Below are 11,650 nucleotides of genomic sequence, written 5' to 3'. Positions count from 1 at the left end.
TAGAGAACGTGTCCGATTCACTCGCCGGTCGAATGCCGGCCCCTCCGCGCACCGCGCCGTCCTACGCGGGGCAGGGAAGCAGCGCCAATCTGGCCGATATTCTGGAGAGGGTCCTCGACAAGGGAATTGTGATCGCGGGGGACATCCAGATCAATCTGCTCGACATCGAGCTGCTGACCATCAAACTCCGCCTGCTCGTCGCATCCGTCGACAAGGCGAAGGAGATGGGCATCGACTGGTGGGAGCACGACCCCTCGCTGTCCTCCCGCGCGAAGCCCGCCTCCACCGCTCCCGCCGCCTCCGATCCGGCGCTGAGCGAGGAGAACGAGCGGCTGCGCGCCGAGATCGCCCGGCTGCGCGCCGCCGCCGAGCTGCCCACCGGCCACACGGCCGACGGGGACGCCCGGCCGGAGCCCGCGGAACGGGAGACCGGCCGTGAGTGAGACGGACATGGAGTACGTGTACGCCGTCGGCCTCGGTGACCTGAGCCTGGACGGGACGACGGCCCCGCTCACCGGGGTCGACGGCGGCGCCGTACGCACGGTCGGCGGCGGCCGGGGCCTCACCGCCCTGGTCTCCGCCGTCCCCGCCGACCGGTTCGCCGAGGAGCACCTCGCCCCCCAACTGGAGGACCTGGAAAGGCTGGAGGCGATCGCGCGGGCCCACCACGCCGTGGTGGACACCGCCTTCGCCACCGCCACGGTCCTCCCGATGCGCCTGGCCACGGTCTACCGCGACCAGGCGCGGGTCGCCGCGATGCTCGACGAGCAGCACCCGTACTTCGAGGAGCTGCTGCGCACGCTGGACGGCCACGTCGAACTCGGGCTGAAGGTGCACGCCGAGCCCCGGGCGGCGTCGGCGGCCGCGCAGGAGCCCGAGCCCGCGGGCGCGAGCCCCGGCCGCGCCTATCTGCAGCGCCGTCGCGCCGAGCGGCGCCTCGCCCAGGACACCTACGGCGCCGCCCGTGACACGGCGGAGCGGGCGGTGGCGGTGGCGTCGGCGCTCGCCTCCGCCCGCGCCGTCCACCGCCCCCAGCAGGGCGAATGGTCGGCCGGGCGGGGCGAGAACGTGGCCAACGAGGCGTATCTCGTGCCCCGGCAGGACGTGGACCGGTTCCGTACGGAGCTGGGCGCGCTGGCGTCGGAGACCCCCGGTGTCACCATCGAGGTGACCGGGCCCTGGGCGCCGTACTCCTTCGCGGGCGGGGTCTCGAATTGAGCATGTGGCCCGCGAACGGGCAGGGTGCCGAGCCGGTGGCCCAGCCGCCCGTCGCCCTGATCGACCTGCTGGACCGGCTGCTGAACGGCGGGGCCGTGCTCACCGGCGACATCGTGCTGAGCATCGCCGATGTCGACCTGGTGCACATCAACCTCCGGGCGGTCATCCGCTCGATCACGGGGGACGCGCCCGGGCCCGCCATCATGCCGCCGCGTTCCCGTACCGAAGAGCGCTGAGGAGCGCTGAGGAGTTCTGTGATGCCGGAAACACCCGCGAACGCCCTCGCCGCCCATCTGCGGACGGACCCCGACACGGTCGAGCGGGATCTGATGAAGCTGGTGCTCACCATCATCGAATTGCTGCGCCAGCTCATGGAGCGCACCGCCATTCACCGGGTGGACCAGGGAGATCTCGATGACGACCAGGAGGAACGCATCGGTATGACGCTGATGATTCTCCAGGAACGCATGGAAGAACTATGTGACCGGTACAACCTGACAATGGACGAACTGAATCTGGATCTCGGGCCGTTGGGATCGTTGCTGCCCCGAGACCTCTGAATTCGAAAACCCTGTTTTGCCGCCGGGGGAAAGGACAGTAGAGAATTATGACTGACGACAAAAAGAACACCAGGAGCACCACCGCGGCGCGCGCCAAGAAGGCCGCCTCCTCCCGCACCGCCACGGCGCGGGCGACGGCCGGCGACGCCAAGGAGCAGGCGCAGGAGGCCAAGAAGTCGACGGTCTCCGCCGCTCAGTCGGTCGGTGACACCACCCAGCGCGTGAGCCGCGCGGCCGTCGCCGGTCTCCAGACCGGACAGCAGGTCGTCGCGGCCAACACCGCCAAGGCCGTCGAGGTCGCGGGTACCGCGTGGACGGTCATCAAGCACCGCAAGGCGGTGGCCGCCGCGGCCGCGGCCGGTGTGGCGGGTGTCGCCGGAGCGGCGTTCGCGATAGGCCGCTCGACGGCCAAGCCCCAGATGGGCCCGCTGACCAGGCTGGCCCGAGGCCGGATCTGAGCACACTCGCTCCGCGAGAACAGCACCACCCACGGCGACCTCCCCCGCGTCCGCCGACGCGCGGGAGGTGCTCGTGCGTGCGGATCAGGATCAGGACATACGTGCTCGCCCGCCCGGATCAGGACGTACGCACGCGGCCGCCCGGATCAGCGCTCGCGGTCATTCCTCGCCGGTCAGGCGCACGCACTCGGTGACGACGGCGCGGAGGCTGTCCGTGCGGCGCAGGATCGCGCGCTGGGTCATCGCGCCGTTGCCGTGCTTCAGCAGGCCGGAGAGGGTGTCCTGGGCGCCCTTGGTGTCACCGTGGTCGTCCAGGGCGTCGCGTACGTGGTCGAACAGTGCCCGGACCACCGTCTCCGCCGGGGCGGGGCGCATGGTCAGGGGATGCAGCAGGTGCTTCTCCAGGCCGAAGCGGGCGGCCTGCCAGGCGGCGAGCCGGACCAGGGAGGTCTCGAGCCGGGCCGGAGGTTCCCCCGCCTGCCACGCGCGGGCGGCCGTCTCGACGAGCGCGCGGCACAGCAGGGCCAGCAGGACCGTGGTGTCCGGGGCGAGGCAGACGTCCGCGACCCTGATCTCGACCGTGGGGTACTGGGCGGAGAGCCGGGCGTCGAAGTAGATCATCCCCTCGTCCCGGAGCACCCCGGTGCCGACCATGTCCCGTACCCGCTCGTGGTACCGGTCGGCGGAGCCGAAGAGGTCCGTCGGCCCGGCCGACGGCCACCGCCCCCACATCTGGCTGCGATAGCTGCTGTAGGAGCTGTCCTGGCCTTGCCAGAAAGGGGAGTTGGCGCTCAGGGCGAGCAGCACGGGCAGCCAGGGGCGCATGCGGTCCAGTACGGCCACGCCCTCCTCGTCGGAGTCCACCGAGACGTGCACATGACACCCGCAGGTGAGCTGGTCCGACAGGGTCAGTCCGAAGCGCTCGGCCATCCACCGGTACCGGCTGTCCGCGGTCAGCGTGGGACTGACCGGCAGGGGAGAGGTGCCGAGGGCGGCCACGGCGGCCCCCGTCCGCCCGGCGAGCCGTCCCGCCTCGGCACGGCACCGGCGGATCTCGGCCGCGAGTTCGTCCGCCCGGGTCTGCGGGGCGGTGGCGAACTCCACCTGCTGGCGTTGCAGCTCCGACTCGAAGACCTGCTCCCCGTCGGACCTGACCGATCCGTCGGCCTGCGCCAGTACGGCCGCCGCGACGGCTCGTGGTTCGCCGCTCTCCGCGTCCACCAGGAGGAGTTCCTCCTCCACTCCCACGCTGCGCACGCGGCCGTCCTCCCTGGCCGGTCCGGGGACCGGTCCCCTTCAGTGCGTCCCGTCGGTCCCGGCGGACCCCGCGATTACCTTGTCCTTGCCCTCGAAAAGGGCGTCCAGTCCCTCCCGCGCGACCTCCGCCGGGTCGCCCTTCTCCCCCTGGCCGACCTGAGTGTCGTCCATCTCCGCCCGGTGGAAGAACTCGGTCTCGGTCGGGCCGGGCATGAGCGCGGTCAGGGTGACGCCGGAGTCCTTCAGCTCGCTCTGCAACGCCTGGGTGAAGGACTGCACGAACGACTTCGACGCGTTGTACACGGCCTGGAAGGTACCGGGCGTGGCGGCGGCGACGGACGAGGTGACGAGGATGCGGCCCTGGCCGCGGGAGACCATCGCGCGCACGACCCGCTTGGCCAGATGCACCGTCGCGCGCACATTGAGGTCCACGATCTCCAGCTCGTCCTCGAGATCGGTGTCCGCGAAGGCACCGCCCTGCCCCACACCCGCGTTCAGCACCGCGACCTCCAGGGGACGGTCCGTCGCGGTGACCGCCGTCCACAGCTCCTCGGCCTGGTCGTAGTGGCGCAGGTCGGCCCGGACCGGCTCCACGGAGACCTCGGCCACCGCCCGGATCTCCTGGGCCGCCTGCCGTAGCCGGGTGTCGTTCTCGGCGTTGATGATCAGGTCGTAACCGCGCTCGGCGAGCTGTTTGGCCAGCTCGAAGCCGATACCGCTGGACGCGCCCGTGACCAGGGCGAGAGGCTTGACGTGGTTCATGGCCGGATCTCTCCCTGGACGAGGTCGGCGCGGGCGGGGGCGCTTCGCGTACCTCCCGCAGTTCCCAGATCGGCCGTTCCTGAACGGCCGGAACGCGACGGCCGGGACACGACAGCCTCCCGCGAGGGCGTTTCCGCGGTCCCGCGCGGGGAAACTCGCCGTCCATGGTGGCCAACCGTGTGCCGGTGCTGCGGGCCCGCTGGCTGACGCAGACCTTCGTCAGCTGGCCCTACGAACCGCGGACGGTCCAGGCGCTGCTGCCCGAGGGGCTCGTCGTGGACGAGTACGACGGCGCCGCGTGGGTCACCCTCACCCCGCTCCTCATGGCGGACGTCCGCGTGCTCGGCCTGCCCGCGCTCCCGACCTTCGCGGAGACCAACCTGCGGACCTATGTGCGCGGGCGGGACGGTGTGTGGTTCTTCTCCCTCGACGTGACCTGCCCGCCGTTCCTGGCGGGCCGGGCTCTCGGTGTGCCCTACCACCGGGCCGACCTGCGTGTCTCCGCCGACGGGGACACGGTCACGTACACCGGGGCACGCCGGAGCGGGGGAGCCGCCTACCGCCTGACCGTGCGGCCCGGCGCGTCCGTCGCGCCGACGGGGCTCGACAAGTGGCTGACCTCGCGGTGGCACGCGTACAGCCGACGGCTGGGTGTGTTCTGGCAGACGCCCGTCGGGCATGAGCCGTGGGCGCTGGCCGGGGCCGAGGTCGAGGCGCTGGAGCAGACGGTCACCGGCGCGGCGGGGCTCCCGGCCCCGCGCGGCGAGCCCGTGGCGCGGTTCTCCGCCCGCGTCAGCCACGCATGGGTGGGCGCGACCCGGCCCGTACGACCCCCCGATCCCACCGAACACCCGACAAGGAGGCCGGTCATGAGCGAATGGACCCCGTCCCAGGCAGAGGGCGAGCGGGACCCGGACCCCGAGACCGACGGCAGGCCCGGCCGGACCATCCACCCCGACGTGCCGCGCACGACTCCCTCGCAGGCCGAGGGCGAGCGGCTGCCGGAGGACGACGAGTAGCGAACCCGGCTACCGGAGCGCGTGCACCGCCGCCGCGAACACCGGGGGCAGCCGGGACGCCACGGGCACGATCAGCCGGGCGGTGCCCGGACGGCTGCTCGCGGCCAGCAACGCCCTGGTCAGCAGGCGGTGGCGCCGCGTGAGCAGGGTCCAGTCCCGCTCGTACCGCTCCGGCCGCCCGGCCGCGACCGCCTGCACGGCGGCCTCGGCCGTCGCCAGGGCGAGCGCGATGCCCTCCCCGGTGAGGGCGTCCACATACCCCGCCGCGTCCCCGACCAGCAGCACCCGGCCCGCGACCCTGCGCCGCACCCGCTGCAGCAGCGGTCCGGCACCGCGCACCTCGGTCGCGGGAGCCCCGCTCAGCGCGGCGGTGAGCGCCGGGAAACCGGCCAGATGCTCGTCGTACCCGCGCCGGACGCGGCTGAGGACCGCGACCCCCACCAGATCGTCGGCGACCGGGGTCACGTACGCCTCCCCCCGGCCGGACCAGTGGACCTCCACGAAGTCCGTCCAGGGGGCGACCCGGTAGTGCCGACGCAGTCCGTAGCGGCCTCGCGCACCGCCGGGCAGCTCCAGCCCGAGGCGGCGGCGGACGGGGGAGTGCAGCCCGTCGGCGGCGATCAGCCAGCGGGCGGTGATCCCGGCGGCGGTGACACGGTCGGGGCGCTGGACCACCTCGCCGACCTTGCCGTGCTCGATCCGCACACCCAGGGCGAGCGCCCGCTCGTGCAGCGCCTGGTGGAGGGTCGTACGGCGCACGCCCAGCCCCGGGCGGCCCCGGAAGGGCGCCTCGGCCCGGCGGACGCCGTCCACGTAGCGGATGCCGCGCAGCTCCCGGCCCGCCGCCTCGACACCGAGCGCCCGCAGCGCGGCGACCCCGCCCGGCATCACACCCTCCCCGCACGCCTTGTCCACGGGCGCGGTGCGCGGCTCGACCACCACGACGGTCAGCCCGGCGAGCCTGGCGTGCACGGCCGCGGCCAGCCCCGCCGGGCCGCCACCGGCGACCAGGACGTCGATCACGCCGGAACCGGCGCGTCGGCCGCGGCCAGCGCCTGGTTCTCGCACCGGATGCGCACGGTCAGCACGGCGGCGTTCAGCACCGTGAACGCGGCCGCCGTCACCCACGCCGTGTGCACCAGCGGCAGTGCCAGCCCCTCGGCCACCACGGCCACGTAGTTCGGATGCCGCAGCAGCCGGTACGGCCCCCGCGCCACCAGCGGCAGACCCGGTACGACGATCACCCGGGTGTTCCACCGCGGCCCCAGCGTCCCGATGCACCACCAGCGCAGCCCCTGGGCCCCCACCAGCACCGCCAGCATCGGCCACCCCAGCACGGGCACGAACGGCCGCCCGCCGAGCCACACTTCCAACGGGCACCCGACCAGCAGCCCCACGTGCAGCGCCACCATCGCCGGATAGTGCCCGTCACCCGCCACGATCGCCCGGCGAGCCCTGCTCCACCGCTCGTTCCGCCGCGCCACGACAAGCTCGGCGACCCGCTCGACCGCGACGGCGGCCACCAGCAGTGCGTACCAGGCCATGTGCCCCATGCCTTCCACTCGCCGACGCGCTACTCGACGATGGTGCGGCGTCCGACCGGCATCGGTCGGCGACACACCCGGACGAGCGGGCGGATGAGCCGCGGCTTGCGCCGGATGGCTAACCGGCGAGCTCCTCCAGGAGCCGGTCGATGACATCGACGCGGTCGAAACGCCCGAGCTCCGTGAAGAGGTCGCGGGCCCGACGGGCCTTCTCCACGGCCGCTTCCGGACTGCCGAGGAGGAGCGCCGTATGAGCGAGGTCGCGCAGGACGGTGGCCTGACCGCGCCGGTCACCCAGCTCGTCGTACAGGGTCAGCGCACGCTCGTACGCCTGTGCCGCCCGTTCGTAGTCGCCCAGCGTGTACCGGACCACGCCGAGTCCCCGGTCGGCGTCCGCCACACCGCGTCGGTCGCCCAACTCCTCGCAGACGTCGCGGGAGTGGCCGTAGGCGTCGACCGCCCGGCCGTACTCCCGCTGCGCGCAGTACACGTCCCCCAGGGCGCCGAGCGCCCCGGCCTTGCCGTGCCGGTCACCCAGCTGCTCGTAGACGCCGAACGCCTCCCGGTGGGTCTCGGCCGCCTGCCCGTACCGGCCCTGCGCGTAGTGCACCTCCGCCTGACCGCTCAGGGCGCCCGCCTTGCCATGCCGGTCGCCCAGCCGCTCGTACAGCTCGTATGCCTGGGCGTACGAGAAGAGCGCCTCGCGGTACTTCCCCTCGACATAGAGGATGTCGCCCAGGCTCCGCCTGGCATTGGCCTGGCCGCGTCCGTCGCCCAGCTCCTCGTAGACGGCCAGGGCCTCCTCGTGGGAGACGGTGGCCTCGGCGTACCGGTCCTGGACGTAGTGGATGTTGGCCAGTCCGCTGGTGGCATCGGCCTGGCCGCGACGGTCTCCCACCTTCCGGTACAGGAGCAGGGCCTGCCGGTGGGCCTCCTCGGCCTCGGCGTACCGGCCCTGCGCGTAGTGCACGTCGCCGAGTCCGTTGATCGCACCGGCCTGACCCCGGGTGTCGTCCAGTTCCCGGTACAGCGCTTGCGCCGCCCGGTAGTCGGTGGCCGCCTCGGGGTACTCCCCGCGGGCGTAGTGCACATCCGCCAGTCCCCGGGTGACATCGCCCTGGCGGCGCGGGTCCCGTAGGGCGCCGCTGGAGACCAGCGCGTCGCGGTACAGGGATGTCGCCTCGTCGTAGAGCCCCTGGGCGCGGTGCACATCGCCCAGGTCGCGCAGCGCGTCCACGTGGAGGGGAGTGGCGGGGGTGACGTGTTCCAGCACCAGCCGCGAGAGGGCCTCCGCGTCCCCGTACGATCCCTCGAGGTAGTGCCATCTGCCGAGTTCCAGCAGGAAGTCCGGGGCGCGGTCCCAGCCGTCATCCAGCGCGGCACGGGCGGCGGCGGAGAGTTCCCTCGCGTGGTGGTCGAGCCAGCGGCGAGCCTCCTCCGGGTCGCTCTCCGGACCGGTCTCGCTGTCCCGGATGATCCGTCCTCTGACCGCGAGACCGTTCATCAGGAAGGCGAACAGGTTCTCCCGGCTCTGGCGCTCGCCCTTTCCGCCGGTCTCCTCCGCCGCGCGTCGGCGGGCGTAGATCCGGCTCAGTTCATGGAAGGTGTACCGGGCGTGCTTGCCGATCAGCAGCTGCTCGATGCGCGTGAGCCGGATGTCCACCTCCACCACCGGCCGTCCCGCCATCGCGGCGATCCCGTCCGGACCGAAGTCGGGCCCCGGATGCCAGGCGCAGTGATGGACGAGTTCACGCAGCTCGGGATCGAGCGCGTCGTAGGCGCTGGTGAAGGCCGCCAGTTCGATGGCGTCGAGTTCCGGATACAGCCGGAACGGAGTGGCCCCGGTCAGTGAGGCGAGGAGGGAGCGGGGGGCGGCGCCGCGCTTGAGCGCCGTGGCGAGGGCCCCCAGGGCGTACGGGCTGCCGTGGATACGCTCCGCCAACTCGACGAGACGCGGCCCGTCCTGGGTGACCCCCATCTTGCGCCAGACCGCCACACAGTCCGCTCCCGGCAGCCGGGCCAGCGCGTGGCTCCAGTCGACGGTCAGGTCGGTGAGCTCGTTGCGGCTGGAGACGAACAGCACGCTCTGCGCTCCGGCTCCCGGTAGCAGGGGCCGGAGCTGGACCGCGTCACGGACGTTGTCGAGAAGCAGCAGCAGGCGGCGGTTCTTCAGAAAGAGCCGCCATGCCTCCGTACGCGCGGTGCGGTCCCGGGGGATGCGCTCCGGCTCGTAGCCGATGTGCTGAAGCTGCTCGCCGATGACGTCGTACGGATCTCGGGGCTGCTCGCCCTCCGTCCAGCCGCGCAGATCGACCTCGATGCAGCCCGCCGGGAACAGGTGGGCGATGCGGGCCGCCGTGGCGCGCAGCAACTCGGACTTGCCCTGTCCGCTGCGACCGTGGATCAGACAGATGGCCGGAGGCGTGGAGGCTCTTCGGATCAGCTCGCTGATCTCCTCCTCGCGGCCCGTGAAGTGCGGGCTGGGCGCGAACGCCGTGTGCGACCCCCGCGCCGGGCCGGGAGGTCCCACCGGTGCTTCGCGGTACGCGCGGTTACGGACGAGCGGGATGCCGTGGCCGCCGTCGAGGGTGGCCATATGGGGTTCCGGAACGGCCCGGCCGTCCACCTTCTTGCCGCGAAGACGGTCGCGCAGTGCCTCGTAGATGTCCGCCGTGGTCAGATGTGACTGGTCCTCCCCTCGGCGGTCGTCGGACAACGGGCCCGTGAGCCCGTGCCGGAGCAGCTTGACCAGCTCCAGCGTGAAGACGCTGCCCTCCGGCGTGCACAGCGACCGCTGCGTCTCCGCGGCCGAGGTGATGACGCAGGCACCGGCGATCGCGAGCTGTGTCTTCGGCACGGCGGGGGAGCCGTCCATGTGCAGCGCGTGTCCGCTGAAGCAACTGTCGATGACGACGACCTTGCGCCGTGCGGGCGAGGCGGTCACATGGGCGCGGATCTCGGCGTAAGGGACGGACCGGTGCGGGCTGTTGTGGTGCGAGGTCCTCGTGGACAGCAGCAGGCTCTCGCCGTCGCGGTGCAGATGACCGTGGCCCGCGTAGTAGACCAGCAGCAGGTCCTCGGCCTCCTCGGCGGCCCGCTGCACGGCGTCGAGGACGGCGCTCTGCGAACTGTCGGCCGGGAGGCATGCGCAGTGCTCCCGGGGGATGCCGCCGACCACCGCGTCGGTGAGCTGGGCGCTCAGTGCGGGGACGTTGTTCCGGATGCCGCCCAGGTCGCCGAAGTGGTCGTAGGTGTCGACACCGAGGAGAACCGCCCGGCAAGCGGATGCCCCGCCCTCCGTCATGACGGAGCAAGGTCCTCGTCGGGATCGTCCGCCTCCCTGCTCGCGGCCTCGCGTTCCAGCGCGCGGATCAGTTCGGTGAGCTGCTCGGCGGTGAGGTCGCCGATGTCGTTGGCCGAGCCGCCGTGTGCGAGCGTGCGTGCCCCGGTGCGCGCGCCGGTTGCCCGCGTCGATCGCCATGTCGCGTAGGCGATGGCGAAGTTCGCGATGTCCACGGCGTGCCCGAGGACGATGTCCAGCGCCTCCAGCGCGTTCATCGTCGGCCCGGTCCCGGAGACCGGTGTCACGGCGAGCGTGCGGGTGGCCGGATCACGGCGGAGCCAGGACCGCAGGTCCGTGAGTGCCTGCTCGTCCTCGTCCGAGACGATCCTGATGTGCATGCCCGTTCCCCCGCCCGGTCCGCGTGCGCTCCAGATCCCCTCATGTTAGGCGAAACCACCGTGCGCGTCCGGAGTTCTGACGGACCGTCGGACGAGACCGGGTCGGCGGCCCCGATCGCCTCGCTCGACAGAAGCGGACCTGTTCAACGCCCGGTCGTGGCACGAGATGTCACGGTATCTTGGCCTGAACGCCCGTGCGCGGTGGGTCGCGGCGACACCGCTCACGCATCATTGCCGATGGAGTCACGTCAAACAGGAGAGTTACCCAAAGCGGTCGGCGACGGCTCAGTCGTCACCTGCTACGACTCGGGAGACAGGCCATGCAGCTCCTTCCCTTCTACCTCGTGTGCGACGAGTCCGGTTCCATGATGGGCGAAGGCGTGGACACCCTGAACACTTCCTTGCCCGAGCTGCATGCGGAGATCAGTACCAATCCCAGCGTCGCGGACAAGACCAGGTTCTGCCTGGTGGCCTTCTCCACTGAGGCCACCGTCCTGCAGCCGCTGACCGACCTCAGCGAACTGGAGACGCTGCCCTCGCTGTCGGGCGGCGGCGTCACCTCCTACGGCGCGGCCTTCCGGCTGTTGAGGGACACGATCGAGCAGGACGTCAACCTGCTGAAGAACCAGGGGCATCAGGTCTTCAGGCCGGTCGTGTTCTTCCTCTCGGACGGTATGCCGACGGACCCGGACTGGCAGACCTCGCTCCGGGACCTGAACTCCGCCGCCTTCGCGCCGAAGATCATCGCCTTCGGCATCGGCGACGCCGACCCCGCCATTCTGGCCGAGGTGGGCAACTTCAAGGCGTTCATCCAGCAGGACCCGACCGTGCGCCCCGCCATGGCCCTGCGCGAGTTCGCCACCAGCCTCACCCGGTCCATCGTCACCTCGGCGGCCAGCGTCTCGTCCCGTGAGAACCGGGGATTCACCCTCCAGGTCGATGACCAGGTGCCCGGCTTCAGCTCTCTCTCCCTGGACAAGCTGTGAACGGCGCCGTCGAGCACGGCGACGGGAATCCGGCTCGCGCCGCGGCGGCGCCGAGGCCCGCGCATCCGGCTCCCGAGGTGGCGACGGGACCGGACGCCGGTCCAAGGCCCGACGGGGAGACCCCGGGTGAGCACACGGCGCCGGATTCCCCGGCGGGAGCCGTGG

Annotated in this window: 13 protein-coding genes; 7 read left to right on the top strand and 6 right to left on the bottom strand. The window is 72.1% G+C overall.

Annotation, left to right across the window (positions count from 1 at the left end):
• The first annotated feature begins 32 nt into the window (after positions 1-32).
• The 5 genes from ACI2LY_RS02775 to ACI2LY_RS02755 are packed head-to-tail and all read left to right on the top strand — an operon-like array spanning position 33 to position 2,236.
• Complete coding sequence (locus ACI2LY_RS02775) at positions 33-443, top strand: gas vesicle protein (RefSeq protein WP_404705522.1); 411 nt, start codon at positions 33-35, stop codon at positions 441-443.
• On the top strand, positions 436-1,218 hold the full coding sequence (locus ACI2LY_RS02770; protein ID WP_404705521.1) for a GvpL/GvpF family gas vesicle protein: 783 nt from the start codon (positions 436-438) through the stop codon (positions 1,216-1,218). Before ACI2LY_RS02775 ends, ACI2LY_RS02770 begins: the two co-directional genes overlap by 8 nt.
• Before the next feature lie 2 nt (positions 1,219-1,220).
• Entirely contained in the window at positions 1,221-1,454 is a 234-nt protein-coding gene (locus tag ACI2LY_RS02765) for a gas vesicle protein (protein WP_404706467.1), read from the top strand.
• Positions 1,455-1,475: 21 nt separating this feature from the next.
• A complete protein-coding gene (locus ACI2LY_RS02760; protein WP_404705520.1) occupies positions 1,476-1,778 on the top strand; it encodes a gas vesicle protein K in 303 nt (100 codons plus the stop codon).
• 47 nt (positions 1,779-1,825) lie between these two features.
• The gene (locus tag ACI2LY_RS02755; RefSeq protein WP_404705519.1) at positions 1,826-2,236 is read left to right on the top strand and encodes a hypothetical protein; all 411 of its coding nucleotides are present in this window, start codon (positions 1,826-1,828) and stop codon (positions 2,234-2,236) included.
• A gap of 159 nt (positions 2,237-2,395) precedes the next feature.
• Here ACI2LY_RS02755 and ACI2LY_RS02750 read toward each other — a convergent pair whose 3' ends face one another.
• The gene (locus ACI2LY_RS02750; protein ID WP_404705518.1) at positions 2,396-3,493 is read right to left on the bottom strand and encodes a glutamate--cysteine ligase; all 1,098 of its coding nucleotides are present in this window, start codon (positions 3,491-3,493) and stop codon (positions 2,396-2,398) included.
• 39 nt (positions 3,494-3,532) lie between these two features.
• Positions 3,533-4,255, bottom strand: a complete 723-nt coding sequence (locus ACI2LY_RS02745; protein ID WP_404705517.1) for an SDR family NAD(P)-dependent oxidoreductase — start codon at positions 4,253-4,255, stop codon at positions 3,533-3,535.
• 164 nt (positions 4,256-4,419) lie between these two features.
• On the opposite strand from ACI2LY_RS02745, the gene ACI2LY_RS02740 reads away from it, so the two are divergent.
• A complete protein-coding gene (locus ACI2LY_RS02740; protein ID WP_404705516.1) occupies positions 4,420-5,274 on the top strand; it encodes a YqjF family protein in 855 nt (284 codons plus the stop codon).
• Between the two features lie 9 nt (positions 5,275-5,283).
• Here ACI2LY_RS02740 and ACI2LY_RS02735 read toward each other — a convergent pair whose 3' ends face one another.
• The 4 genes from ACI2LY_RS02735 to ACI2LY_RS02720 form a co-directional block, all read right to left on the bottom strand.
• Positions 5,284-6,297, bottom strand: a complete 1,014-nt coding sequence (locus tag ACI2LY_RS02735; protein ID WP_404705515.1) for an NAD(P)/FAD-dependent oxidoreductase — start codon at positions 6,295-6,297, stop codon at positions 5,284-5,286.
• The gene (locus ACI2LY_RS02730) at positions 6,294-6,818 is read right to left on the bottom strand and encodes an isoprenylcysteine carboxyl methyltransferase family protein (protein ID WP_404705514.1); all 525 of its coding nucleotides are present in this window, start codon (positions 6,816-6,818) and stop codon (positions 6,294-6,296) included. Before ACI2LY_RS02730 ends, ACI2LY_RS02735 begins: the two co-directional genes overlap by 4 nt.
• A 118-nt stretch (positions 6,819-6,936) precedes the next feature.
• Positions 6,937-10,122, bottom strand: a complete 3,186-nt coding sequence (locus ACI2LY_RS02725) for a tetratricopeptide repeat protein (RefSeq protein ID WP_404705513.1) — start codon at positions 10,120-10,122, stop codon at positions 6,937-6,939.
• Positions 10,119-10,499, bottom strand: coding sequence for a hypothetical protein (locus ACI2LY_RS02720; protein ID WP_404705512.1), 381 nt, complete (start codon positions 10,497-10,499; stop codon positions 10,119-10,121). The genes ACI2LY_RS02725 and ACI2LY_RS02720 overlap by 4 nt, the downstream gene beginning before the upstream one ends.
• A gap of 320 nt (positions 10,500-10,819) precedes the next feature.
• Here ACI2LY_RS02720 and ACI2LY_RS02715 point away from each other — a divergent pair, with 320 nt between their 5' ends.
• The gene (locus tag ACI2LY_RS02715; RefSeq protein ID WP_404705511.1) at positions 10,820-11,485 is read left to right on the top strand and encodes a VWA domain-containing protein; all 666 of its coding nucleotides are present in this window, start codon (positions 10,820-10,822) and stop codon (positions 11,483-11,485) included.
• Positions 11,486-11,650 lie beyond the last annotated feature (165 nt).

The organism is Streptomyces sp. NPDC002176 (assembly GCF_044903645.1).
Lineage (GTDB): Bacteria > Actinomycetota > Actinomycetes > Streptomycetales > Streptomycetaceae > Streptomyces.
Note: the sequence above shows the minus strand (reverse complement) of the source record. Positions and strands in the feature narration are given on the sequence as shown.

Coding starts and splice junctions, on each gene's coding strand:
- ACI2LY_RS02765 (WP_404706467.1), top strand. CDS start 1,221: ATGTGGCCCGCGAACGGGCAGGGTGCCGAGCCGGTGGCCCAGCCGCCC.
- ACI2LY_RS02740 (WP_404705516.1), top strand. CDS start 4,420: ATGGTGGCCAACCGTGTGCCGGTGCTGCGGGCCCGCTGGCTGACGCAG.
- ACI2LY_RS02715 (WP_404705511.1), top strand. CDS start 10,820: ATGCAGCTCCTTCCCTTCTACCTCGTGTGCGACGAGTCCGGTTCCATG.
- ACI2LY_RS02775 (WP_404705522.1), top strand. CDS start 33: ATGCCGGCCCCTCCGCGCACCGCGCCGTCCTACGCGGGGCAGGGAAGC.
- ACI2LY_RS02755 (WP_404705519.1), top strand. CDS start 1,826: ATGACTGACGACAAAAAGAACACCAGGAGCACCACCGCGGCGCGCGCC.
- ACI2LY_RS02745 (WP_404705517.1), bottom strand. CDS start 4,255: ATGAACCACGTCAAGCCTCTCGCCCTGGTCACGGGCGCGTCCAGCGGT.
- ACI2LY_RS02730 (WP_404705514.1), bottom strand. CDS start 6,818: ATGGCCTGGTACGCACTGCTGGTGGCCGCCGTCGCGGTCGAGCGGGTC.
- ACI2LY_RS02760 (WP_404705520.1), top strand. CDS start 1,476: ATGCCGGAAACACCCGCGAACGCCCTCGCCGCCCATCTGCGGACGGAC.
- ACI2LY_RS02720 (WP_404705512.1), bottom strand. CDS start 10,499: ATGCACATCAGGATCGTCTCGGACGAGGACGAGCAGGCACTCACGGAC.
- ACI2LY_RS02725 (WP_404705513.1), bottom strand. CDS start 10,122: ATGACGGAGGGCGGGGCATCCGCTTGCCGGGCGGTTCTCCTCGGTGTC.